Origin of the sequence: Streptomyces sp. NPDC006655 (assembly GCF_040703965.1) — a bacterium.
Classification (GTDB): domain Bacteria; phylum Actinomycetota; class Actinomycetes; order Streptomycetales; family Streptomycetaceae; genus Streptomyces.
This window is the reverse complement of sequence record NZ_JBEYJU010000009.1, coordinates 108,094-132,231: the sequence shown is the minus strand read 5'-3', so window position 1 is coordinate 132,231 and position 24,138 is coordinate 108,094. Positions and strand designations below refer to the sequence as shown.

The 24,138-nt window shown below is 72.0% G+C and carries 23 protein-coding genes; 10 read left to right on the top strand and 13 right to left on the bottom strand.

Annotated elements, in window-relative coordinates; translation table 11 throughout:
- Positions 1-67: 67 nt before the first annotated feature.
- Positions 68-460 (bottom strand): hypothetical protein, encoded by a 393-nt coding sequence (locus AB0958_RS07980; protein WP_366889477.1) that lies wholly within the window; start codon positions 458-460, stop codon positions 68-70.
- Positions 461-646: 186 nt separating this feature from the next.
- Here AB0958_RS07980 and AB0958_RS07975 point away from each other — a divergent pair, with 186 nt between their 5' ends.
- Together AB0958_RS07975 and AB0958_RS07970 are read left to right on the top strand one after the other, a co-directional pair.
- The gene (locus AB0958_RS07975) at positions 647-1,246 is read left to right on the top strand and encodes a helix-turn-helix domain-containing protein (protein WP_366889476.1); all 600 of its coding nucleotides are present in this window, start codon (positions 647-649) and stop codon (positions 1,244-1,246) included.
- A complete protein-coding gene (locus AB0958_RS07970; RefSeq protein WP_366889475.1) occupies positions 1,227-3,254 on the top strand; it encodes a thioredoxin domain-containing protein in 2,028 nt (675 codons plus the stop codon). The genes AB0958_RS07975 and AB0958_RS07970 overlap by 20 nt, the downstream gene beginning before the upstream one ends.
- Before the next feature lie 63 nt (positions 3,255-3,317).
- Here AB0958_RS07970 and AB0958_RS07965 read toward each other — a convergent pair whose 3' ends face one another.
- The 4 genes from AB0958_RS07965 to AB0958_RS07950 all read right to left on the bottom strand — a co-directional run bounded on the left by AB0958_RS07965 (position 3,318) and on the right by AB0958_RS07950 (position 7,109).
- A complete protein-coding gene (locus AB0958_RS07965) occupies positions 3,318-4,040 on the bottom strand; it encodes a Mut7-C RNAse domain-containing protein (RefSeq protein WP_366889474.1) in 723 nt (240 codons plus the stop codon).
- A gap of 32 nt (positions 4,041-4,072) precedes the next feature.
- On the bottom strand, positions 4,073-4,714 hold the full coding sequence (locus tag AB0958_RS07960; protein WP_366889473.1) for a TetR/AcrR family transcriptional regulator: 642 nt from the start codon (positions 4,712-4,714) through the stop codon (positions 4,073-4,075).
- Positions 4,711-6,279, bottom strand: coding sequence for a DHA2 family efflux MFS transporter permease subunit (locus tag AB0958_RS07955; RefSeq protein ID WP_366889471.1), 1,569 nt, complete (start codon positions 6,277-6,279; stop codon positions 4,711-4,713). Before AB0958_RS07955 ends, AB0958_RS07960 begins: the two co-directional genes overlap by 4 nt.
- 113 nt (positions 6,280-6,392) lie before the next feature.
- The gene (locus AB0958_RS07950) at positions 6,393-7,109 is read right to left on the bottom strand and encodes a hemolysin III family protein (protein WP_366889470.1); all 717 of its coding nucleotides are present in this window, start codon (positions 7,107-7,109) and stop codon (positions 6,393-6,395) included.
- Positions 7,110-7,463: 354 nt separating this feature from the next.
- Here AB0958_RS07950 and AB0958_RS07945 point away from each other — a divergent pair, with 354 nt between their 5' ends.
- Entirely contained in the window at positions 7,464-9,287 is a 1,824-nt protein-coding gene (locus tag AB0958_RS07945; protein WP_366889469.1) for a phosphoenolpyruvate carboxykinase (GTP), read from the top strand.
- A 183-nt stretch (positions 9,288-9,470) separates the two neighbouring features.
- Here the strand turns inward: AB0958_RS07945 and AB0958_RS07940 are convergent, their stop codons facing one another.
- The 4 genes from AB0958_RS07940 to AB0958_RS07925 are packed head-to-tail and all read right to left on the bottom strand — an operon-like array spanning position 9,471 to position 13,903.
- Entirely contained in the window at positions 9,471-10,073 is a 603-nt protein-coding gene (locus AB0958_RS07940) for a hypothetical protein (protein ID WP_366889467.1), read from the bottom strand.
- Positions 10,060-11,601 (bottom strand): VWA domain-containing protein, encoded by a 1,542-nt coding sequence (locus AB0958_RS07935; RefSeq protein ID WP_366889465.1) that lies wholly within the window; start codon positions 11,599-11,601, stop codon positions 10,060-10,062. The genes AB0958_RS07940 and AB0958_RS07935 overlap by 14 nt, the downstream gene beginning before the upstream one ends.
- Positions 11,598-12,815: a toxic anion resistance protein gene (locus AB0958_RS07930; RefSeq protein WP_366889464.1), complete on the bottom strand. Its 1,218-nt coding sequence runs from the start codon at positions 12,813-12,815 to the stop codon at positions 11,598-11,600. The genes AB0958_RS07935 and AB0958_RS07930 overlap by 4 nt, the downstream gene beginning before the upstream one ends.
- A gap of 11 nt (positions 12,816-12,826) precedes the next feature.
- Positions 12,827-13,903, bottom strand: a complete 1,077-nt coding sequence (locus AB0958_RS07925) for a substrate-binding domain-containing protein (RefSeq protein ID WP_366889463.1) — start codon at positions 13,901-13,903, stop codon at positions 12,827-12,829.
- A gap of 159 nt (positions 13,904-14,062) precedes the next feature.
- Here AB0958_RS07925 and AB0958_RS07920 point away from each other — a divergent pair, with 159 nt between their 5' ends.
- Entirely contained in the window at positions 14,063-14,242 is a 180-nt protein-coding gene (locus tag AB0958_RS07920; protein ID WP_366889462.1) for a hypothetical protein, read from the top strand.
- Between the two features lie 79 nt (positions 14,243-14,321).
- Here the strand turns inward: AB0958_RS07920 and AB0958_RS07915 are convergent, their stop codons facing one another.
- Positions 14,322-14,729, bottom strand: a complete 408-nt coding sequence (locus AB0958_RS07915) for a hypothetical protein (RefSeq protein ID WP_366889461.1) — start codon at positions 14,727-14,729, stop codon at positions 14,322-14,324.
- 113 nt (positions 14,730-14,842) lie between these two features.
- Complete coding sequence (locus AB0958_RS07910) at positions 14,843-16,054, bottom strand: pyridoxal phosphate-dependent aminotransferase (RefSeq protein ID WP_366889460.1); 1,212 nt, start codon at positions 16,052-16,054, stop codon at positions 14,843-14,845.
- Positions 16,055-16,213: 159 nt separating this feature from the next.
- Between AB0958_RS07910 and AB0958_RS07905 the strand changes: the two genes are divergently transcribed.
- Both AB0958_RS07905 and AB0958_RS07900 read left to right on the top strand, forming a co-directional pair.
- Positions 16,214-16,849, top strand: a complete 636-nt coding sequence (locus tag AB0958_RS07905) for a hypothetical protein (RefSeq protein WP_366889459.1) — start codon at positions 16,214-16,216, stop codon at positions 16,847-16,849.
- A 191-nt stretch (positions 16,850-17,040) separates the two neighbouring features.
- Positions 17,041-17,868 (top strand): serine protease, encoded by an 828-nt coding sequence (locus tag AB0958_RS07900; protein WP_366889458.1) that lies wholly within the window; start codon positions 17,041-17,043, stop codon positions 17,866-17,868.
- A 95-nt stretch (positions 17,869-17,963) separates the two neighbouring features.
- Here AB0958_RS07900 and AB0958_RS07895 read toward each other — a convergent pair whose 3' ends face one another.
- A complete protein-coding gene (locus AB0958_RS07895) occupies positions 17,964-19,574 on the bottom strand; it encodes a D-aminoacylase (RefSeq protein ID WP_366889457.1) in 1,611 nt (536 codons plus the stop codon).
- 8 nt (positions 19,575-19,582) lie between these two features.
- On the bottom strand, positions 19,583-20,860 hold the full coding sequence (locus AB0958_RS07890) for an amino acid deaminase (RefSeq protein ID WP_366889456.1): 1,278 nt from the start codon (positions 20,858-20,860) through the stop codon (positions 19,583-19,585).
- A 135-nt stretch (positions 20,861-20,995) separates the two neighbouring features.
- Here AB0958_RS07890 and AB0958_RS07885 point away from each other — a divergent pair, with 135 nt between their 5' ends.
- From AB0958_RS07885 to AB0958_RS07870, 4 genes are all read left to right on the top strand, one after another.
- Positions 20,996-22,102 (top strand): sugar kinase, encoded by a 1,107-nt coding sequence (locus AB0958_RS07885; protein ID WP_366889455.1) that lies wholly within the window; start codon positions 20,996-20,998, stop codon positions 22,100-22,102.
- Positions 22,099-22,866, top strand: coding sequence for an IclR family transcriptional regulator (locus AB0958_RS07880; protein WP_366889454.1), 768 nt, complete (start codon positions 22,099-22,101; stop codon positions 22,864-22,866). Before AB0958_RS07885 ends, AB0958_RS07880 begins: the two co-directional genes overlap by 4 nt.
- Entirely contained in the window at positions 22,863-23,291 is a 429-nt protein-coding gene (locus AB0958_RS07875; RefSeq protein ID WP_366889453.1) for a RidA family protein, read from the top strand. The genes AB0958_RS07880 and AB0958_RS07875 overlap by 4 nt, the downstream gene beginning before the upstream one ends.
- 80 nt (positions 23,292-23,371) lie before the next feature.
- Entirely contained in the window at positions 23,372-23,962 is a 591-nt protein-coding gene (locus AB0958_RS07870) for a hypothetical protein (RefSeq protein ID WP_366889452.1), read from the top strand.
- Positions 23,963-24,138 lie beyond the last annotated feature (176 nt).

Here is a 24,138-nt window from a genome sequence, read left to right as displayed (position 1 = left end):
CTCCGTTGCCTACGAGTGTCCTTCGGAGGAAGCGAAGTGGCGAGAGGGCCGGATCATCCCGGGCCCGTCAGCCCCGGACGACGGGTTCGCTCTGCCGTCCCTTGGACAACGCGAGGAACACGCACGCCACGGCCAGACCCGCCTCCGCCACCGCGCTCGCGACCGCCTCCACCAGCGCCCGGCCCACCGGCGACGTCGTTATGTCGAACCACGCGTCCAGGACGGCCACCGACGCCGTCGCCGAGGCGGTGAGGCGGGCCCGGACGTCGCCGCGCAGCCCCAGCACCGCCGTCGCCGCGCAGCCGGCCGCCATCAGCACGTCGAGACCGATCCACGCCAGTGACCAGTGGTGCACCTCGGTGCTGGCCGGCAAGGTCACGGCCAATACCACCATCCACGGCACGAGCAGCACGGCGGAGGAGCCGAGCAGGATCAGTGCCCACCGCTTCGTCCGTTTCATCAGCCGCGCCCTCGTCGTAGTCACCTCTGGCAACGTGATCGCCCCCCGCCTTGTTCCGTCATCGGTTGTCCCGCCCGTGGCGGTCCATTCCGCACGACCCCCACGCTAGACCGCAGAGAAAACTCTGCAAAGAAAATTCGGCGGACATCAGGGACGGCTCAGGGTTCTCAGGGCTACCGTGACCGCATGACCGACGGCACGCCCGAGACGCCCGAGCTGACCAGCCTGGAGCGCACCGCCCTCTACAAGTCCCTCGGCAACCCGCTGCGCCGCCGCATCCTCGACTACCTCGGCCGGCACGGTGAGGCCAACTCCACCGTGCTCGCCCGCGAACTCGGCGAGAGTTCCGGCACCACCAGCTACCACCTGCGCAAACTCGCCGAGCAGCGGCTCATCGAGGAGATCCCGGAGAGGTCGGCGGGCCGCGAGCGCTGGTGGCGGAGCCTGCCCTTCAGCCACACCACGCCCGACCCGGCGACCATGACACGCGAGGAGTACGCCGCGGCCGAGCAACTCGCCCTCCTGAAGATCGAATTGGACACCCGGCTGTTCCGCCGCGCCCACCAGGAGTACCGGGGCCCGGACGGCTGGGCCCAGGTCCGGCGCACCGGCACCTGGATGACCAAGGACGACCTCCACGCCTTCGTCCGCGCCTACCAGGACCTCCTGGACCGCTACGGCCACCCCGACGACGCCGTCCCCGAGGGGGCACGCCGCGTCAACGTGCGCTTCTACGCCGCCCCCGACCCCGTGGGAGAGTGGGAGGGTGAACCGACTGGCCCATGAGACGTCCCCGTACCTGCTTCAGCACGCCGACAACCCCGTCGACTGGTGGCCCTGGTCGGCCGAGGCCTTCGAAGCGGCGCGGACCGCCGACAGACCCGTCCTGCTGAGCGTCGGGTACAGCTCGTGCCACTGGTGTCATGTCATGGCTCACGAGTCCTTCGAGGACCGGGCCACCGCCGACTTCCTGAACGAGCACTTCGTCAGTGTCAAGGTCGACCGTGAGGAGCGGCCCGACGTCGATGCCGTCTACATGGAGGCCGTGCAGGCCGCCACCGGGCAGGGCGGCTGGCCCATGACCGTCTTCCTCACCCCCGACGCCGAACCCTTCTATTTCGGCACCTACTTCCCGCCCGCCCCCCGGCACGGCATGCCCTCCTTCCGACAGGTGCTGGAAGGGGTGCGGAGCGCCTGGGCCGACCGGCGGGACGAGGTCGCCGAGGTCGCCGGGAAGATCGTCCGCGACCTCGCCCAGCGCGAGATCAGCCACCAGGGCTCCCGGCCGCCCGGCGAGCAGGAGCTCGCCCAGGCCCTGCTCGGCCTCACCCGCGAGTACGACCCGCAGCGCGGCGGGTTCAGCGGTGCCCCCAAGTTCCCGCCGTCCATGGTCATCGAGTTCCTGCTGCGCCACCACGCCCGCACAGGCGCCGACGGCGCCCTTCAGATGGCCGCGGACACCTGCGAGCGCATGGCCCGCGGCGGCCTCTACGACCAGCTCGGCGGCGGCTTCGCCCGCTACTCCGTCGACCGCGACTGGGTCGTGCCGCACTTCGAGAAGATGCTGTACGACAACGCCCTGCTGTGCCGGGTGTACGCCCACCTGTGGCGGGCCACCGGATCGGAGCTCGCCCGCCGGGTCGCCCTGGAGACCGCCGACTTCATGGTCCGCGAACTGCGCACCGGCGAAGGCGGGTTCGCCTCCGCCCTCGACGCCGACAGCGACGACGGGACCGGCCGTCACGTCGAGGGCGCGTACTACGTCTGGACCCCCGCGCAGCTGCGCGAGGTCCTCGGCGACGACGCGGACCTGGCCGCCCAGTACTTCGGTGTCACCGCGGAGGGCACCTTCGAGCACGGCCGGTCCGTCCTCCAGCTCCCGCAGCAGGAGGGCGTGTTCGAGGCGGAGAAGATCGAGTCCGTGAAGCGGCGGCTGTTCGCGGAGCGGGCCGCGCGCCCCGCCCCCGGCCGGGACGACAAGGTCGTCGCCGCCTGGAACGGCCTCGCCGTCGCCGCGCTCGCCGAGACCGGCGCCTACTTCGACCGCCCCGACCTGGTCGAGGCGGCCGTCGGCGCCGCGGATCTCCTCGTACGACTGCACCTGGACGACCACGCCCGCCTCACCCGCACCAGCCGGGACGGCCGGGCCGGTGCCCACGCGGGTGTGCTGGAGGACTACGGGGACGTCGCCGAAGGGTTCCTCGCCCTCGCGTCCGTGACCGGCGAGGGCGTCTGGCTGGACTTCGCCGGGTTGCTGCTCGACCAGGTCCTGGACCGCTTCACCGACCCGGAGAACGGCGCCCTGTACGACACCGCGTCGGACGCCGAGCAGCTCATCCGCAGGCCCCAGGACCCGACCGACAACGCCGTCCCCTCCGGCTGGACCGCCGCCGCGGGCGCCCTGCTGGGCTTTGCCGCCCACACCGGCTCCGAGGCCCATCGCACCGCCGCGGAGCGGGCCTTGGGTGTCGTCAGGACGCTCGGGCCGCGGGTGCCGCGGTTCGTCGGCTGGGGGCTCGCCGTCGCCGAGGCGCTGCTCGACGGGCCGCGCGAGGTCGCGGTCGTCGGGCCGGACGCGCCGGACCCGGCCACGGCCGCCCTGCACCGCACCGCGCTGCTCGGCACCGCGCCCGGTGCGGTCGTGGCCGTGGGGACCGCGGGCAGTGACGAGTTCCCGCTGCTCGCGGACCGGCCGCTGGTCGGCGGTGCGGCGGCCGCGTACGTCTGCCGGAACTTCACCTGTGACGCCCCGACCACCGACCCCGAGCGGCTTCGAGCGGCGCTCGGCGGCTGAAAGGCGGCGTTCGGCGGCTGAAGCGGCGTCGGTGGCTGAAGCGGCGTCGGCGGCGGCGAGGACTCAGGCGAACTCGGCGAGGGCGCGTGCCACGATGGCCTCGAGCTGCGGGTGGTGCGCGCCCTTCCAGTAGGCGCGCCCGCACTCCTCGCACCGGGCGAAGACGTCGTACGACTTCTGCGTCCCGCCCTTGAGCTGCTCGGCCACCTCCTCCTTGGTCGCCGGGCGGAGCGTGCCGTTGCAGGCCGTGCAGCGGGTCCACGGGCGCAGGGCGGGGGCGAAACGGGCCAGGACGTCGTGGAGCTGGTCGTCGGGGCCGGTGCTGTAGACGTAGGCGCCGGCCCAGAGTTCGCGGCGGCGCAGCAGGCCCCGGTCCCGGCTGAGCAGCACCCGTCGCTCGGCGGCCGACCGGGCCGCGAGGGCCGGGTCGCCGATGTCGGTCGACTCGTACGCGGTGTCCACGCCGAGCAGGCGCAGGCGGCGGGCCAGGGTGCCGAGGTGCACGTCGAGGAGGAAGCGGAGCGGGGCGCCGGGGACCTGCTGGGGGCGGCCGACCGGGTGTACGGTCACGCGCTCGCCGTCCGCCGGGACATGGCCGACGGGAACCCCGACGCCGTCCACCACCAGGGCGCCGACCTCGGTCAGCGGGACGCCCAGGGACTCGATCACGTGGCCGAGGGTGGAGACTCCGTCGACGGCGAGCGGATGGCTGCCGACGCGGCGGGCGTGCGGGACGAACAAGGCCAGTTCGGGAGCGACTTCGACGTGGATCTCGGCGGCGTTCACGTGGTCAGGATGGCACGCGGGCGGCCGTGACCTCAGTGGTTTTCCGGGGGCAGGCCCTGCCCGATGACGTTCAGGGCGCGGTCGACGAGGGCGTCGAAGTCGGCCTCGTGGCCGTTCTCCGCCCAGTACATCGAGGTCTCCATGAGACCGCCGATGATCGACATGGCGTAGACCCGGACCTCCAGGCTGTCCGGGTCCCGGCCGGTGCGCTCGCCGATGGCCTGGCAGAGCATGCGGCCGGTGGCCGACATGCTCTCCAGCATCCGCGAACGCACCGCGGGGACCTCGGTCATCAGTCTGGTGCGGAGCCGGGAGACCCTCAGGGGTTCCTTCATGCCCAGCTGGACCGCCCGGTGCAGCACGTACCGGAGGGAGTCCGGCCACGGTTCGTCGGCGGGCCGGGTCCGGAGCTCCTCCAGCATGAGCGGGTCGTACTCGTCCGTGAGGACGATGTCCTCCTTGGTCGGGAAGTACCGGAAGACGGTGGACGGCGACACCTCGGCCCGCTCGGCGATCTGCTCGACCGTCGTGGCGTCGTACCCCTGCTCCTCGACCAGCGCGTACGTCGCGGAGCGGATCGCCTCGCGGGTCTTGATCTTCTTGCGTTCGCGCAGTCCGAGCCGGGGGTTGTCGGCCGGGGGGTAGGAGGTGTCTGGTGCCGTCATGCCGGTCATTCTCCGGCATCGACCGTGGTGGGGGCCACGGCCGGGGTGTCGTCCCCTTCGGTACGGCGCGGGGTGGGGGTGTCGGGCAGCAGGGCGGCGGCCGGCAGCGCGGTCACGAGCGCGGCGATCCCGCAGACCAGCAGGACCAGGCCCATGCCGTGCACGTAGGAGGCGTTCGCGGAGTCGGCCAGCCGGGCCGAGCCGGTCCGCGCGGCGACCAGGTGGGCGGCGACCACCGACTCGCCGGCGGTGTGGCCGAGCGGGGCGGGCAGGCCGGTGGTGTCCAGGCGGTCACGGAAGGCGCCGGCCAGCAGGCTGCCGAGGAGGGCGATGCCGACGGCGCCGCCGACCTGGCGCTGGGTCATCAGCAGGCCGGAGCCGCTGCCGGCCCGGTCCGCGGGCAGGGCGCCGAGCGCGCCGTCCATCGACGGGACGACGGAGAAGCCGAAGCCGAGGCCCGCCGTGGACAGCCACAGCGCGGTGAAGCCGTAGCCGTCGTGGACGCCCGTACGGCTGCCGAGGAGGGCGGCGAAGGCGAGGACGACCAGACCCGCGGAGACCACCGCCCGGGCTCCGAAGCGTGCCACGAGGGGCTGGGCGCCGCGGGCGGCGACCATCAGGCCGCCCATCATGGGCAGCATCCGCAGCCCGGTGCCGAAGGCGTCGTTGCCGAGGACCGCCTGGAGGTAGGGCGGCAGTACGAACATCAGGCCGGAGAGGACGAACATCACGAGGGTGGCGGCCAGCGCGTTCAGCAGGAAGCCGCGACGGGTGAGCAGCGCCATGTCGAGCATGGGGCGCTCGACCCGGCGCTCGCGCACCACCAGGGTCCCGATGAGGACCACGGCGAGCGCGAACAGGGCGAGGACCAGCGGGGCGCCCCAGCCTTGGTCGGGGGCCTCGATGATGGCGTAGATCAGGGCGCCGAGGCCGGTCGCGGTGAGCACGGTCGACAGGACGTCGACCTTCGGGGAGGCGGGGTCGCTGGTCTCGGGGAGCAGGAGGACGCAGGCGGCGACGCCGATCGCGACCATCGGCACGTTGATCAGGAAGACCGAGCCCCACCAGAAGTGGTTGAGCAGCCAGCCGCCGATGATCGGGCCGAGCGGCAGGCCGAGCGCGGAGGCGGCCGAGACGACGCCGACGGCCCGGGTCCGCTCGGCGGGGCCGAACAGCGAGGGCAGCACCGACATCGCCAGCGGCATCACCAGGGCCGCGCCGACGCCCATCACCGTGCGGGCGGCGACCACCCAGGTCACGTCGTCGGCGACGGCGCCCACGACGGAGCCGGCGAGGAAGATCACGAGGCCGGTGACGAGCATCCGGCGGCGGCCGAAGCGGTCGCCGAGCAGACCGGCCGGGAGCATCAGCGAGGCGAAGACGACGACGTAGGAGTCGGCCATCCACTGCTGCGCGCTGGTGGTGGCGCCGAGCTGCCCGGCCATGGTCGGCAGCGCCACGTTGAGGATCGTCGTGTCGAAGCCGAGCACCAGCATGCTCGCGACCAGGGCGCCCAGGGCCCACCAGCGGCGGGGGTCGGGACGTGCCGCGTCCCTCGGGGTGACAGTAACCATGAAATGAAAGTAGCTCTCAAAATCGAGTCGATGTCAATCCATAGTCGGTGTCAGGGCATGAAAAAATGGCCACGACTCGGGAGTCGTGGCCATGTGGGGGAAGGGCGGTGGAACTATGCGTGCTGGTACGCCACCAGCGAGATGCCGACGTAGTGGACGACGAACGCGGCCAGCGTGAGCGAGTGGAAGACCTCGTGGAACCCGAAGTAGCGCGGTGACGGGTTCGGGCGCTTGATGCCGTAGATCACGCCGCCCGCGCTGTAGAGCAGGCCGCCGACGATCACCAGGACCAGCACGGCGATGCCGCCGGTGCGCATGAAGTCGGGCAGGAAGAAGACCGCCGCCCATCCCATCGCTATGTAGCAGGGCGTGTACAGCCAGCGGGGTGCGCCGACCCAGAACACCCGGAAGGTGATGCCCGCGGCCGCCGCGCCCCAGATGCCCCACAGCAGCCACCGGCCCTTCGTCCCCGGCAGCAGGAGCAGGGTCAGGGGCGTGTAGGTGCCCGCGATGATCAGGAAGATGTTCGCGTGGTCGAGTCTGCGCAGGATGCCGTCCATGCGCGGGCTCCAGTCGCCCCGGTGGTACAGCGCGCTGACGCCGAACAGCAGGCAGGCGGTGAGCGCGTAGATCCCGCAGGCGATCCGGCCGCGCGGTGAGTCGGCGAGGGCGGTGAGGACGAGACCCGCGATGAGTGCGGCCGGGAACATGCCCAGATGCAGCCAGCCGCGCAGTTTGGGCTTGACGTGGTGCGACAGGGACGAGAGCGCGGCGGGACCGAGGCCGGCGGCCGGCGGGTCCGTGGGCGCGTCGGGTACGGGCGCAGTCATGGACCAAATCGTACCTACGGGACCGTAGGTTACGCGTCAGTCCCGGCCGGTGCGCTACCAGGAGTGGCCATCATCTCACGCGGCCCTCACGCGCGTGTGGGTGTGTGCAAAAAGATCTCCAGTTGAACTCAACGTGGACGCAAAGAAACGCAGGAAAACACGGAAACCGTGGCCTTCCTCACGTCGCTCATCTGTGACTCCCTCTGGACAGATGGGAGATCGAGTCGGAGGATCAAATGAGTGCGGTCGGCACCGGATGAGCGGCTACGAAGCATCCGGGTCGCAGCCCCCACGGGGCAAACAAGGCCTTCCAGCAAGGCCACAAGATCCAAAATCCCTCATTTAGGAGCAATCGTGGCGCGCGACATCGCGGCTCCCCCCGTCATCCCCACCCACCATCAGGAACTGATCTCGTGGGTCAACGAGATCGCCGAACTGACCCAGCCGGACAGCGTGGTCTGGTGTGACGGATCCGAGGCCGAGTACGAGCGACTGGCAGAGGAGCTCGTGGCGAAGGGCACCTTCAGGAAGCTCGACCCGATCAAGCGCCCCCACTCGTACTACGCGGCCTCCGACCCGACCGATGTCGCCCGGGTCGAGGACCGCACGTTCATCTGCTCCGAGCAGGAGAAGGACGCGGGCCCGACCAACCACTGGAAGGATCCCGCCGAGATGCGCGAGATCTTCTCCGGTGAGAAGGGCCTGTTCCGCGGCTCGATGAAGGGCCGGACGATGTACGTCGTCCCGTTCTGCATGGGCCCGCTCGGCTCCCCGCTCTCCGCGCTCGGCGTCGAGATCACCGACTCCGCGTACGTCGCGGTCTCCATGCGCACGATGACGCGCATGGGCCAGGCGGTCCTCGACGAACTCGGCGACGACGGCTTCTTCGTGAAGGCCGTGCACACCCTCGGCGCCCCCCTGGAGCCGGGCCAGGCCGACGTCCCGTGGCCGTGCAACAGCACCAAGTACATCTCGCACTTCCCCGAGTCGCGCGAGATCTGGTCCTACGGCTCCGGCTACGGCGGCAACGCCCTGCTCGGCAAGAAGTGCTACGCCCTGCGCATCGCCTCCGTCATGGCGCGCGACGAGGGCTGGCTGGCCGAGCACATGCTGATCCTCAAGCTCACCCCTCCCCAGGGCGAGTCCAAGTACGTCGCCGCCGCCTTCCCGAGCGCCTGCGGCAAGACCAACCTCGCCATGCTGGAGCCCACCGTCTCCGGCTGGACCGTCGAGACGATCGGCGACGACATCGCCTGGATGCGGTTCGGCGAGGACGGCCGCCTCTACGCGATCAACCCCGAGGCCGGCTTCTTCGGCGTCGCGCCCGGCACCGGTGAGCACACCAACGCCAACGCGATGAAGACGCTGTGGGGCAACGCGGTCTTCACGAACGTCGCGCTCACCGACGGCAACGACGTCTGGTGGGAGGGCATGACGGAGGAGCTCCCGGCCCACCTCACCGACTGGAAGGGCAACGACTGGACGCCGGACTCCGAGACCCCGGCCGCCCACCCCAACGCCCGCTTCACCGTGCCCGCCGCGCAGTGCCCGATCATCGCGCCGGAGTGGGAGGACCCCAAGGGCGTGCCGATCTCGGCGATCCTCTTCGGCGGCCGCCGTGCCAGCGCGGTCCCGCTGGTGACGGAGTCCTTCGACTGGAACCACGGCGTCTTCCTCGGCGCCAACGTGGCCTCCGAGAAGACCGCCGCCGCCGAGGGCAAGGTCGGCGAACTGCGCCGCGACCCGTTCGCGATGCTGCCGTTCTGCGGCTACAACATGGGCGACTACATGGCCCACTGGATCGACGTGGCCAAGGGCAAGGACCAGTCCAAGCTGCCGAAGATCTACTACGTCAACTGGTTCCGCAAGAACGACGAGGGCACGTTCGTCTGGCCCGGCTTCGGCGAGAACTCCCGGGTCCTGAAGTGGATCGTGGAGCGGCTGGACGGCAAGGCGGACGGTGTGGAGACGCCGATCGGCGTGCTCCCGACCCGGGACGCCCTCGACACCAAGGGGCTCGACCTGTCCGACGGCGACCTCGACTTCCTGCTGAGTGTCGACAAGGAGGTCTGGCGCGAGGAGGCCTCGCTGGTCCCGGACCACCTCAACACCTTCGGCGAGCACACCCCGAAGGAACTGTGGGACGAGTACCGGGCGCTGGTCGAGCGCCTGGGATGAGTCCCCCTCCGTAAAGCTCCGCGGCCGGTCCGGATGTGCCCTGACCAGCGATCGTCACGACCGGCCGCGGTGTGAACCGGCGAGGCCGCGCACAACGGCGTGTGCGGCCACAGGCCTGCCGCCACCCGCCTCCGTCCGCCCCGACGGAGACCGGGGGCGGCAGGCCTTCGCCTGTTCGCCTGTTCAGCCGCCCCTTTCCTCCAGGTAGCGGGTATGCGTCTCCTGGCGTCTGGCTTCGGTGTCCCTCAGGGTCGCCGCCAGCTGCTCCGCCTCCTCCTTCAGGACGGTGAGCTGGCGTTCCAGGTGCCGCTCCGGAGGCTCCTGCCCCGGCGTCAGGCGGGTCCACCAGCGGGTCCGTACGAAGCTGTCGACCGCCTCCGGGAGGTCCTGGCGGACGATCCGGGACAGGGTGTGCACGCCCTCCGGGTCCTGGACCAGGAGTTCGGTCGCCCAGCCGGGGTCCAGCAACGCCGTCAGCAGGTCCGTCAGTTCGGTGAGGCGGTCCGCAGCGGTCGGCGGCAGGTCCACCTCGGCCAGGTAACCGTCCAGCTTGCCGAAGTCCTCGCGCACCTCGCCCAACTGCGCGGAGGGCGTCGGGAAGTCCGGCAGCGGCGGCCGCTCCGGCGGGGCGATCAGGGCGCCCGCGCCGTACAGACCCGCCACCACCACCGGCCAGTAGGGCCCCGCCACCCCGGTGAAGGTCAGGACCAGGCCGAGGACACCGGCCGCCGAACCGGTGAGGTTCTTGCGGGACTCGAGGTAGGCGAGTGCCTTACTGGTAGCCACGGATCTCCTCGAAGGCGCCGTCCAGGGACCCCTCCCGGCCGTCGAAGAGGCGGCCGCCGGTCAGGTCGGCGATGTGCTGGAGTTCGGCGCGCGAGGAGTCGCCGAACAGGATGGGGAAGACGGGGATGTTCCGCCGGGCGGCGGACAGACCGCGGTAGAAGCCGTCGAACTGGGCGGCCTTCGCGCCTGTGGTGTTCTCGCCGTCCGTCATCAGCACGATCGACGTGAACGTGTCCTCGCCGCCGCCCAGATGGTCGTACGCCTTCTCCAGCGAGGTGTAGACCGCCGTGTTGCCGTCGGCGCTCAGTGCCTCGGTGTCCTCGCGGATGGCGGCCAGACCGGCCTTGGGGTCGGCCGGGTCGACGACATGGGTGCTGACGCTCTTCACCGCCGAACCGAACGGCATCAGGGTCACCTCCTCGCGGTCGCGGAAGTCACCGGTGAGGGCGGTGAGGGCCTTCTTCAGCCGGTTCAGCCGGTCACCGTCCATGGAGCCCGAGGTGTCCAGGACGTAGACCGTGCGGGACGGACGGCGCAGTTCGTTCTCGTAGGCCGAGATGAGCCCGTCGGCCACCGACCTGCTGCCGGGGAAGGGGAGTTCGCGGCGGCGGGCGGTGTCGAGACCGGCGGCCGGCGGGACGGAGGCGACCACCGGGCGGCGGTGGGTGGTGTCGGTGATGAGCTTCTGCACGGCCGTGCTGCGCAGGTCCGTGGTGACCTTGCGGACGTCCTCGCGGGTGTCCGCGGAGGTCCCGGCGAGCGAGGAGAACGGGTAGTCGGCGGTGACCACGCCGTCGCTGGGCCGGATCACCGTGAGACCCGGGATGCCCTTGAGGACGGACTCGTAGTTGAGCAGGGCGTCGACGTCGCCGCGCCGCCGGTACGCCGAGGCCAGCCAGCCCGAGGAACCCGAGGTCAGCTTCTGGCCCTTGAAGAACTCCCTCAGCTTCGGGGTCGCCTCCGCCACGTCCGCGTCGGTGAGCGCCGACTGGGCGCCGGAGAGCGCGGAGGCGACCGAGATCAGCGTGGCGAACCCGGAGTTGGAGCGGGCCGGGTCCGTCATGCCGTAGGTCAGCCGGCCCGCCGCCACGGCCTGTTCGAGCTGCGACCAGGAGACCGCTTCCGGCTTCCACCCCAGGGCCTTCACGGTGGCCGTCCGCACGCCGATCGCGACCGGGCTGGTCATGACCGAGGTCTCGGAGACGACCTTCCGCGCCGCCTCGGGGCGCAGCCGCAGGTAGTCGTCCGAGGACAGCCACAGCGCGTCGTATCTGCCGTCCGCCTTGCCCCGGGCGACCAGGTCGACGGCGTCCAGGGTGCCCATGTAGGTGGGGCGGACGGTGACCCCGGTGTCCTTCTTCACGCGGTCGAGGACGGCTGTCATGTCGCTGAGTTCGGAAGAGGCGAGGACCCGCAGGGTGCCGGGTATCGGCGCCGTGGTGTCGTCGTCCTTGTGCTGCCCGGAGGTGCAGCCGGTCAGGACGACGGCCGTGGCGGCCGTGAGGGCGAGCAGCGTACGTCTGTTCATGCCGGGCCGCCCTCCAGCGCGCCCTTCGCACGGCTGCGCTCCAGGTAGGCGCTCGCCTGCTGGAGTTCGTCGGTGAGGGACTGGACGGTCGCGGACATCGCCTCGGTCGCCTGCACCTTGTAGGAGTCGATGGCGTCGAGGGTGCGGTAGATCTGCTGGAAGGCGGATCGCAGGGTCTCGGCGCCGACGGCCGGGTCGGCGGCGATGCGCTGGATGTCGCCGCTCTGGCCCGCGAGCATCTCCGCGTTGCCCCGGATCAGGTCCTCGGTCGTCCCGCGCAACGCGTCGACCTGCTCGACGACCTTCTTCTGGTTCTCGAGCGCGGAGGCCAGCATCACCGAGATGCGCAGGGCTGAGACGGTCGTGGTGGCGGCGCGTTCGACGCCCTTGATCAGCTCGTCGTTGTTGCGTCGTACGACGTCCATCGCGAGGTAGCCCTGCGCGGACACCGCGAGCTGGGTGAGCAGGTCCTGGTGCTTCTGCCGGACCGGGAAGAGCACGTCGGCGCGGAGTGCGTCGGCCTCCTCGGGGTCCGGGAGCCGGGTGATGTGCTGCTCCACGGCGGTGTCCAGGGCCTGGGTGAGGACCACGTACTCCTGGAGCTTGCCCATGGTCTCCCAGAGCCGCACCCGCTCCGTTTGCAACGCCGCGTTGTCCCGCCGGAGTTCGTCCTGGCCGCCGCGCAGCGAGCCCACGATCCTGTTCAACGTGCTCTGTGCCGAGGCGTACTTGGCGACGTGGTCGCGGAGCTTGTTGCCGCCGGGCAGCCGGGAGAGGAGCTTGCGGCCCTTGCCCGCGGGCAGGTCGCGCGGGTCCAGGTCCTCGACGACCCGGCGGAGTTCGACCAGTGAACCGGCCACCTTGGCCTGTGCGTCGCCGCCCTTGTCGGGAAGGCTGCGGACGGCGCGTTCCAGCATCCGGTTGGACTGGGAGGCCGCGGTGCGCATCTCGCCCGCGCCGAGTCCGGTGATCTCACCGACCTTGCTCGCGAACTCCGGTGACCGGGCGTCCAGGGCGGCGAGACCGCGGACGTAGTCGGCGGCCTTGTTCGCCATGTCCGTCCGCACGCCGTCGTCCACGGGCACGAGTCCGCCGGCCCGCTCCCGCGGCACGGGCGCCACGGCCTCCGGCGGGGTCAGCGTGAAGAGGTCCTCGCCGCTGAGGGTGGGCGGGTGCGCACCACCGTCCGGCGTCGTCTTGTCGAAGTTGCTCACAGATCCCCCCGTCAGCCGCGCGCCCGGCGGGCCATCTCGTGCAGCACCGCGGAGGTGGGCACGGGTGCCTGCCGGACGCCGGTCAGTGTCTGGTTGAGGTAGGCGGCGCGGCCGGCGGTGGCCCGGACGAACTCCGCGGAGTCGCCCTGGGGCCGGAAGCCGTGCCGGACCGCGAGCTTGCGCAGCGCCGGATCGGTGCTGAGGAGGTCGCCGAGCCGCCGCCCCGCGTCGTCCAGCGGCACGATCGTGTGGTCGCTGTTGACCGTGGTGTCGGGGTAGAGGACCACCAGGTCGTCCGCGCCGTGCTGTTCGGCGAGCAGCGAGACGACCTGCGACTCGTACAGGCACACCAGGGGGTTGCCGGCGCCGCTGACGAAGTCCCGGAACACCGAGTCGCTGCTGGGCTGCTGGGCGCCCTGCACGCTGACGATCTTGTGCAGCAGCGGGGCGGTCCGCGCGAGGTCGGCGTCGCTCGCCACGACCCGGCCGCCGTTGGCGACGTAGGAGGCGGCGGCGAGGTAAAGGGCGCCGGAGTTGGAGGCCTCCGGGTCGGTGCTGGCGATGTACAGGGTCCCGGTCAGCTCCCCGTGCGCCTGGGCCCCCTTGAGCTGCTGCCAGGTCCGGTCGTGCCGGGCGGCGTCCAGGTAGGCGGCCATCCTCAGGGTGCCCTTGCCCGTGCCGTCGAGCGCGGCGAGCCCGTTGGCAGCCAGTACCTGGGCCGCGCTGCGGTGGGCGACGACCACGAGGGGCGAGTAGAAGGGCCGGGGGAGGGGCTGGCGGGCGTGGTACTTCGCGGCCAGCGCGTCGGCGGGCGCGGAGCTGGACGGGAAGGCGAAGTCGTAGCCCTTCAGGTCCAGTCCGTCCATGGCCCAGGAGCCCGACGCCTCCGTCTGCACGGTGTAGCCCTTGGCGGCGAGGGCCTTCACCACATCGGGATCGGCGAAGAAGTCCGACTTCTCCGAACCGATCACCCCACGCACGGTCCTCGTTGCCGTGCTCGTGTCCTCCCCGTGTCGGCCTGCGACGACGGCGGCCACCACGCCACCGATCAGCAGCACCGCGAGGACGATTCCTGCGATACGTCTCACGCCGGGGAGCGTGCTCCCGGAACAGGACGTTCCAGGGCCGAACGGGTGAACGGAGCGTGTCCGGGCGATCCCGGTATGCAACCGGAAGCAGATGTTCCGTCCGCGGTAGGCGGGCGGCCCCCGGGTACCCGGTCCGTCCGGAGAGGAGTTGGTGAGCGCATGGCGCACGGTGACGACTTCTACGGCCAGGACCGACCGGAGAACCCGAGTCTGGCGGAGGACCGTCCGCGTGGCGGCGGCCCCGAGGACCGGCCGGTCACCGGGCACCGGCATGTGTGGATCTGGTGGCTGGTGGCGGCCGCGGTGATCCTGGTCCTCCTGGTCGTCTTCTGGCTCTGAGGACGATGTGGCAACCCGGTCCGCGCGCCGCTGTCTGTGCGCGCGGACCGGGGCCGTTCGAGGGGCGGCGGTGCGGGGGTCAGCCCGCCGTGCTGAGTTCCGTGGCCGCCGTGTGCGCGTCCATGCGCTCCGCCGCGAGGATCGCCGCCGCGGTGTCCGCCCGGGAGGCGGCGACCACCAGGGCGCGGCCCGCCAGTGCGTGGGCGCGCTCGTGGAGCGCGGCGGGCCGGCGGCCCCCCGTCAGGGCCGTGCGGACCGGGGCGTGTCCGCCCCGCAGTCGGGTCACCTGCTCGGCCAGCCGGGTCGCGGCGGCGTCGAGGTCGGTGGAGGGCGTGAGGGAACGCAGCTCGTCCGTGACGGCGAGCAGGGCCGCGAGGTGCCCGGCGAGCTGGATGTCCAGCTCCTCCTCGCGCGTGCGGTGCGGGAAGTCCGAGGGGGTGCCGGCCATCGTGCTGTGGACCGACTTGCTGCGGATCGGCTCATACATGGGAGATGGCCTCCTGGATCTGTCAGGAAGCCATCCTAGCTTAGATCTCGTCTAAAGTTGACCCGATTCACGGACGGTGGCCCGGCGGCTACGGCCGGCCGTGCCCCCGGCGGCTACGGCTGGCCGTACCCGTCCAGGAACCGTCCGATCCTGGTGATCGCGTCCCGCAGGTCGCCGACCGTCGGCAGGGTCACCACCCGGAAGTGATCCGGCTCCGGCCAGTTGAACCCGCTGCCCTGGACGACCATGATCTTCTCCTGCCGCAGCAGGTCCAGGACCATCTGCCGGTCGTCCTTGATCTTGAAGACCTGCGGATCGAGGCGCGGGAAGAGGTACAGGGCGCCCTTGGGGCGCACGCAGCTCACGCCCGGGATCTGGGTGAGCAGGTCGTAGGCGAGGTCCACCTGCTCCTTCAGCCGACCGCCCGGCAGGACCAGGTCGTTGATGGTCTGCCGGCCGCTGAGCGCGGCCACCACCCCGTGCTGCCCCGGCATGTTCGCGCACAGCCGCATGTTCGCGAGGATCGTCAGACCCTCGAGGTAGGAGTCGGCGTGCGCGCGGGGCCCGGAGACGGACATCCAGCCGACCCGGTAACCGGCCACCCGGTACGCCTTGGACATGCCGTTGAAGGTGAGCGTGAGCAGGTCGGGGGCGACGGCGGCGGTCGGCGTGTGGGCGGCGCCGTCGTAGAGGATCTTGTCGTAGATCTCGTCCGAGCAGACCAGCAGGTTGTGCCGGCGGGCGATGTCGGTCAGGCCCCTCAGCATCTCCTCGTCGTACACCGCGCCCGTCGGGTTGTTCGGGTTGATGATGACGATCGCCTTGGTGCGGTCGGTGACCTTGCGCTCGATGTCGGCGAGGTCCGGCATCCAGTCCGCCTGCTCGTCGCAGCGGTAGTGCACGGCCGTGCCGCCGGAGAGCGAGACGGCGGCGGTCCACAGCGGGTAGTCCGGCGCCGGTACGAGCACCTCGTCGCCGTCGTCGAGCAGCCCCTGCATCGCCATCACGATCAGTTCGGAGACGCCGTTGCCGATGAAGACGTGCTCGACGTCGGTCTCGATGCCGATGGTCTGGTTGTGCATGACGACCGCCCGGCGGGCGGCCAGCAGGCCCTTGGCGTCGCCGTAGCCGTGCGCGGTGGAGACGTTGCGGAGGATGTCCTCCAGGATCTCCGGCGGGCACTCGAAGCCGAAGGCGGCCGGGTTCCCGGTGTTCAGCTTGAGGATGCGGTGTCCCGCCGCCTCGAGCCGCATCGCCTCCTCGAGAACCGGGCCGCGGATCTCGTAACAGACGTTGGCGAGCTTGGTCGACTGGATCACCTGCATGCCGGTGAGCTTACGGCCCGGTAACGCCCGCCGGACCGTGTTTCCCACCACGTGAGACACGGACGAGGGACACGTGGTTCACCCCGGGGAGGCGGCGCTTTGGCCTGTTATCGCCGGTAGCTGTCTCAAAGCGGTCTCCGCTCCCTACAATCCGCGTCCATGCCGAGACCTGCCGAGAACGACGAGACCGGGGCGCCCAGCGTCTACCAGCCCCAGGGCGAACCGGCCCCGGTGTACGAGGAGTACCGGGACCCGGCGTCCGCGCACGGCTGGCTCAACGCCTACGACGAGACGCGCGAGCTGCCCAGGATCGCGTCGGCCGTACCGCCGCCGGGCCGGGCGGAGCGGCGCCGGGCGGCGGCCGGCCGGCGTCCGCGGAACAGGGCGGTGGCCGTCGGGGCGATCGGCGCCGCGTCCGTGGCCGTGCTGCTCGCGGGCGTCGCCCTGACCTCGTCGTCCGACGGCACGCGGGGCGAACAGGAGCGTACGGAGCGTGCGCCGGCCTCGTCGTCCGCCCCCGCGCGGGAGGCGAGTCCGGGTGCCACGTCCGCCGCGCCGTCGCCGGAGTCGGCCGCGCCCGCCGCAGTGATGCCGTCGGCCGGAGCCGCCACGCCGGCGGCGGGTGCGCCCACGGCCGGCGCGGCGCCCTCCGCCACGATCTCCGCGGCGGGCGGCGCCACCCCCGGCGCGAGCCCCGCGCCCACGCCGGCCGCCACCGGCGCGACCTCGAGCGCGTCCCCCGGCTACGGGGGGCACGGGTGGGGCCGCGGAAGGGGCGGCGGCCGGTCCCACTGAGGCGCCGCCGTGGACTGTCCTGCGGTGTGATCACCGCTTGCCCGGGCGCCGTTGTCACGGGCGGAAATCCGCCACGGCCGTTCCGGAAACGACTCCTTGCCCCCGCGTGCGCGCGCATTGAGAATGCGCATGACAAAAAAACGGGTGGCCGGAAGATCTCCGGTCACCTCGTCGTACAGAGGGGACCCCACATGAACAAGCCTCTCGTCGCCGCGCTCGCCTCCCTGGCCATCACCGGGATCGGCACGGCACCCGCGGTCGCCGCTCCCCGGCAGGCCGCGGCGGTGACCGTCAACTTCGCCGGCACCGTCTCGCTCAGCAACTGCTCCGGTTCCGTCATCCGCTTCCCGAACTCCGCGGACAGCGACCCGGCCCTGGTCCTCACCAACGGCCACTGCCTGGAGACCGGCTTCCCCGACCCCGGCGAGGTCATCACCGGCCAGTCCTCCAGCCGTACCTTCGGCCTGCTGAACTCCTCCGGCACGAAGGTGGCCACGCTCCGCGCCAACCAGGTCGTCTACTCGACGATGACCGACACGGACGTCACCATCTACCGCACCACCACGACGTACGCGGCGATCAAGAACTCCTACGGCATCAGCCCGCTGACCGTCAGCAGCACCCACCCCGTCGCCGGCACCGCCATCAAGGTCGTCTCCGGGTACTGGAAGACGATCTACAGCTGCTCCGTCGACGGGTTCGTGTACCGGCTGAAGGAGGGCGACTGGACCTGGAAGGACTCGGTCCGCTACACCTCCGCGTGCAACACGATCGGGGGGACCTCGGGGTCGCCGGTGATCGACACCAGCACCGGGCAGGTCGTCGCCGTCAACAACACCGGCAACGAGGACGGGGAGCGGTGCACCGTCGACAACCCTTGCGAGGTCGACTCGAACGGGACGGTGACGGTTCGGCAGGGGATCAACTACGCCGAGGAGACGTACAACATCCCGGCGTGCTTCACGACGGGGAACGTGCTGAACCTGAGTGCGAGTGGGTGCACGCTGCCCAAGCCGTAGGGGTTGTACTTCGGCTACCGGTGGGTGGGGGGCTGGTCGCGCAGTTCCTCCCCCAGCCTTCGGCCGGGGGGACCCCCCAGCGCCCCTACGGGGCGCTACAGCTGGGTGCGTCGGATTGCTCGGCCCGCCAGCGCGTCCGTACGGCGGCCGTCCTCGATCACGAAGCGGCCGTCGATCAGGACGTGCGGGATGCCCATGGGCAGGTGGCGGGGGTTCTCGAACGTCGCGCCCGCCGCCACCGTCCGTGGGTCGAAGAGGACGAGGTCGGCCCGGTAGCCCTCGCGGATCAGGCCGCGGTCCGGCAGGCGCAGCCGGGCCGCGGGGCGGGACGTGAGGTGGGCGACGCACTCCTCCAGGGAGAGGACGCCCGACTCCCGTACGTAGTGGCCGAGGTAGTGCGGGAACGTGCCGTACGCCCGGGGATGGGGCTTGGCGCCCTGGAGGATGCCGTCCGAGCCGCCGGTGTGGACCCGGTGGCGCATGATCGTGCGGACGTTCTCCTCGTGGCCGACGTGCTGGAGCACGGAAGGGGCCAGCCGGTCCGCCAGGAGCAGGTGGCGGGCCGTCGCCCAGGGGCTCTCGCCGCGTCGCCGCGCCGACTCCTCGACCGTGCGGCCGACGAACTCCGACAGCCCGGGGTCGGCGACGCCCGAGATCTCGATCGTGTGCCACTCGACGGGCACGCCGTGGCAGCCGTCGGAGCCGATGTCCTCCAGGTGGTGGCGGATGCGTTCGGACGTGTCGTCGTCCGCCAGCCGGGCCAGGGCCGCCTCCGGACCGCCCTCGTTCGCCCAGCTCGGCAGCAGCGCCGCGAGGGTCGTGCTGCCGGGGGTGTACGGGTAGGTGTCCAGCGTGATGTCGGCGCCCGCGGCGAGGGCCTCGTCGAGGAGGGACAGCAGCTCAGGCGCCCGGCCCTCGTTCCCGGCGAAGTTCATGGTGGCGTGGGCCAGGTGCAGCGGGCAGCCCGCCTCCCGGGCCAGGGCCACCATCTCCGCGTAGGCGTCCAGGGCGCCCGCGCCGTAGGAGCGGTGGTGCGGGCAGTAGTAGCCGCCGTACTCCGCCACCACCCGGCACAGCGCGGTCAGTTCGGCGTCCGGGGCGTACATGCCCGGGGTGTAGGTGAGCCCGGAGGACAGGCCGACCGCGCCCTGTTCCAGGCCCTCGGCGACCAGCCGGCGCATCCGGTCCAGTTCGGCGGGGGTCGCCGCGCGGTCCTCCCAGCCGACGACGAGCGCCCGGACCGTGCCCTGGGGGACCAGGTACGCCGCGTTCACGGCGATCCCCCGGTCGAGGCGGTCCAGGTACTCGCCCACGGACCGCCAGTCGAAGTCGAGGTCGTCGCCGTGGCCGTGCCAGCCGGCGATCGCCCGGCGCACCTCCGCCAGGGTGCGGTCGTCGACCGGGGCGTACGACAACCCGTCCTGGCCGAGCACCTCCAGGGTCACCCCCTGCGCGGCCTTGGCGCTGTGGTCGGGGTCGCGCAGCAGGGCCAGATCGCTGTGCGCGTGCATGTCGACGAACCCGGGGGACAGCACCAGGCCCTCCGCGTCCAGCTCGCGCACGGCGCGCGGGCGCTGGCAGCCGGCCGCCGCCGCCTCCTTGACGATCGACACGATCCTGCCGTCGTCGACGACCACGTCCGCGCGGTAGGAGGGCTCGCCGCTGCCGTCGACGACGTCCGCGTCCCGGATGACCAGATCCTCCACGGCCCCTCCTAGAAGAACGTACGGATGTAGTCGACGACCGTCCCGTCCGCCTCGGCGACCGGGATCAGCTGCCACTTGTCGAACGAGGTGCAGGGGTGGGACAGGCCGAGCCCGATCCAGTCCCCGACCTCCAGGTCCGCCTCCGGGGCGGTCTCCAGCCAGGTGTGCTGGTCGGACAGCCCGGTCACCGTGATGCCCGTCGCCGGGCGCTGGACACCGCCCCGGCGGACCACCCGGGCGGACGGGAGGTGGAGGTCGTGGGCGGCGTCCCGCTTGCCCGCGTTGGCGAAGGCCTGCCCGGGGGAGGGGCGGGAGACGATCTGCGCCCAGAGCCGGAAGGCCGGCTCCAGCGCGCCCTCCTCGGGGACGCGGTTGAAGGGGGTGAGCTCGCGGTAGTGGCCGTCGTCGTGCGAGACGTACGCGCCCGAGCGGAGCAACTTCAGTACCGGGAGGGAGAGTCCGGGGATCTCCGCGAAGACCTCCGCCACCACGTCGAACCAGGCGCTGCCGCCCGCGCTGACCACGATCCCCGAGAGCCCCGCGAACCGTCCCGCCGCGTCGAACCCGGCGGCGAGCGCGACCAGGCGGCGCACATAGGCGCGCACCCGGTCCGGGTCAGCCCGCGGGACCTCGCCCTCGTACCCGGCCACCCCCACCAGCCGCAGCGTGCCGGTCGCGGCCACCGCGTCGGCGACCGCCGCGCACTCCTCCGCCGTGCGCGCGCCGGTACGGGCCCCCTCCCCGGCGGCCAGTTCGACGACGACGTCCACGGGACGCCCGGTCCCCCGCAGCGCCTCGTCCATCAGCTCGACCCCGCGCACGGAGTCGACGTAGCAGACGAAGCGGAAGTCCTCGTCCCGGGCCAGCTCCGCGGCGATCCAGCGGAGCGCCGGGGCGTCCACGAGTTCGTTGGCGAGGAAGACGCGGCGGGTGCCGAAGGCCCGCGCCACCCGCACCTGGTGCGGCATGGCCAGGGTGATGCCCCACGCGCCGCGCTCGACCTGGCGCCGGAACAGCTGGGGTGCCATGGAGGTCTTCCCGTGCGGCGCGAAGGCGAGGCCGTGCCGTGCCGTGTACGACTCCATGAGCGCGAGGTTGTGCTCCAGGTGCTCGGCGGACAGCGCCAGGACCGGGGTCGTGAAGCCGTCGGAGAAGAGGTTGCGGCGCTGGGCGGCCAGCTCCCCGACGGTGTGGCCCTCGGCGTCCGGCGGGAGGCCCCTGAAGCGGTGGTCGACGCGTTCCTCCGCGAGCCGGGCGAGTGCGTCGGTGCCGGTGTCGAGGGACACGGTGCCTCCCTGATCAGGTGGTTGCATGCTCCGCAACGCTCGTTGCGTATATCGCTTGCCGCTGTCTAACATCCACGCCGACACCGGGTCAACGGAGCCCGCGGCGACCCGAGACGACGAGGAGCCCCCACCATCGTGAAGGCCACCGACGCCGTTGACGCAGTGGATGTCGTCGCGCTCGGCGAGTCCATGGTCGCCCTCCTGCCCGGCCGGCCGGGGCGGCTCGCGGACGTCCCGTCCTTCGACCGCGCCATCGGCGGCGCCGAGTCCAACGTGGCCTGCGCGCTGGCCGCCGCCGGACACACCGTGCGGTGGGTCAGCCGGGTCGGCGCGGACGGGTTCGGCGACCACCTCCTGGCGACGGTCGCGTCGCACGGCGTCGACGTCTCCCGCGTGGGCCGTGACCCCGTGCGCCCGACCGGGGTGTACTTCCGCACCGCGGCGGACCGGGCCACGGACGCGCACGAGGTGGCCTACTACCGGGCGGGGTCGGCCGCGTCCGCGATGTCGGTGGAGACGGTGGACCCGGCCGCGGTGCGTGCGGGCCGGGTCCTGCATCTGTCGGGGATCACGGCCGCGCTGTCCGAGGGGTGCGTGGGACTGCTGCGCGACCTGACGGCTCCCGCCGAGGGACGCCCGCTGGTGTCGTTCGACGTCAACTACCGGCCGAGCCTGTGGACCGGGCCCGACGGCGTGGAGGTGCTCCTGGAGCTGGCACGCCGGGCGGACCTCGTCTTCGTCGGAGCGGACGAGGCGGAGCAGGCGTGGGGGGTGACGGGCGGGCCGGCGGCCGTTCGGGAGCTGCTGCCGGAGCCGGGGGTGCTGGTGGTGAAGGAGGGCGCGAAGGGGGCGACGGCGTTTCAGCGGGGTGACGCGGGCGGCACCCCGCCGGCGCCGGCGAGCGTCCCGACCCCCGCGGCCGCCCCCGCTCCCGCCCCCGCTCCCGGCACCTTCGAACCCGCCCCCACCGTCGACGTCGTGGCCTCCGTCGGGGCAGGGGACGCCTTCGCCGCCGGCTTCCTCTCCGGCACCCTGCGCGGACTGCCCGTACGGCGGAGTCTGCGGCTCGGCCACCTCTTCGCCGCCGCCACCCTCACCAGCCCCGCCGACCTCGCCCCGCCCCCCGACCGCGACACCACCGACCGGCTGACCGCTCTGGACGCCCCCGCCTGGGGGACACTTCGACTCGGCCCCGGCTGGACGCGAGCCGCGGCGGCCGAAGAGGAGGGACGCACCCCATGAGCCAGACCGTCGACCGAGCGCTCAGCATCCTGCCCCTGCTGGCGCAGGGCCCCGCCGACCTCGGCCAGGTCGCCGACCGCCTCGGCGTGCACAAGTCGACCGCGCTGCGGCTGCTGCGCACCCTCCACGAACACGGCCTGGTCTACCGCCAGTCCGACCAGCGCTACCGCCTCGGCGCCCGCCTCTTCGCGCTCGCCCAGGAGGCCATGGAGAACCTCGACGTCCGCGAGATCGCCCATCCCCACCTGGCCCGCCTCAACGACGCCGTCGGACACACCGTGCACCTCGCCGTCCTGGAGGAGGGCGAGGTCCTCTACATCGACAAGGTCGAGAGCCGCTACCCGGTGCGCATGTACTCGCGGATCGGCAAACCGGTCGCCCTCACCGTCGCCGCCGTGGCGAAACTGCTCCTCGCCGACCTGCCCGAGCCGGAGCGGCGGGCCCTCGCCGACCGGCTCGACTACCCCATGTACACGGCCCGTTCGACACCGGACGCGGAGGCGTTCCTCAGGGAGCTCGCCCAGGTGCGCGAACAGGGCTGGGCCACCGACCTCGGCGGCCACGAGGAGTCCATCAACTGCGTGGCCGCACCGGTGCGCGGCGCCGACGGACGCGTCGTCGCCGCGATGTCGGTCTCCGCGCCCAACGTCGTCGTCACCGCCGACGAACTCCTCACCCTGCTCCCGCAGGTCCGCCGTACGGCGGACGCGATCAGCGGCGAGTACTCAGGCAGAACCCCGATCAAGGAAGCCGGCAACCGATGACCGAGAAGACCGCCCTCACCCCGAAGACCCACACCACACCGCCCGCGAAGTTCTCGCACGGCGTCCGCAAGGGCAACCTCCTCCAGGTCGCCGGCCAGGTCGGCTTCCTGCCCGCCGAGGAGGGCAGGCCCCCGACCCCGGCCGGCCCGACCCTGCGCGAGCAGACCCTGCAGACCCTCGCCAACGTCAAGGCCATCCTGGAGGAGGGCGGCGCCTCCTGGGACGACGTGATGATGATGCGCGTCTACCTGACGGACGTCGGCCACTTCGCCGAGCTGAACGAGATCTACGACCGCTACTTCGACGAGCAGGGCCTCACCCAGGCCTACCCGGCGCGCACGACGGTGTACGTCGGCCTGCCCGCCGGACTGCTGATCGAGATCGACGCGCTGGCGGTGCTCGACTCACCGGACCCGGCGTCCTGACGGCCTGTTCGTGTAGGCGTCTCATAACGAAGTTGGGGTCGACTGTGTCCGGCACAGGTTCTTCGACCATACTGCCCGCTGTGGAGCAGCGCATAGGAGCCAACAGCCAGCCCCTGGAGGGTGCCGGATTCGACCCGGCCTTCATCCCCGGGCTCACCTCACCCGCGCCCGCCCGGCCGCAGGACGCGGAGCCGCAGGACGCGGAGGCGAAGGCCGTCGGGACGGCGGACACCGAGGTGGCCGGGGCCGGCACCGTCGCCGAGGCGGCCGCACCGGCCGCGGAAGCCGGGGACGGGGCCGAGGAGGCCGCGGCCGAGGACGGCGAGGGGGCCGAGGAGTCCGCCGACGGGCCCGTCTTCGAGGCCGCCGACCGCCGTGCGCGGATAGTGGCGGACGCGGCCGGTGTGCGGCTCAGCCTCGACGAGGAGAAGTGCGAGTTCCGCTGGGACGAGATCGGCGCGGTCGAGACGGAGACACCGCGCTTCGGCAAGCGCTTCACGATCACCGTCCACACCCCGGACCGCCGCTGGTACCCCATCGAGATCGAGGCGACGTCCCGCTCCCGCTTCCAGGAGTGGGAGGAGCAGCTCGACGCCGTCCTGGACGCGTACTTCGAGGAGGGCACGGACGGCGAGGGCGGCGGGGAAGCCGGCGAGGCCGAGTCCGACTGAGCGTCGGCCGGCCCGACGGCCCCGTGCTGAAGGGCCGAACGAAAGCGCCGCACTATAGCCCACCCGCAGCCCGGGGACCCGGCCCTTCCCGAAGTGCACTCGCCGGCGTGACCCCCGCCTGTCCCTCCCCGGCCCGCCACGGCACCGTGGACCCACGGCCGAGAGGAGGGCTCGCT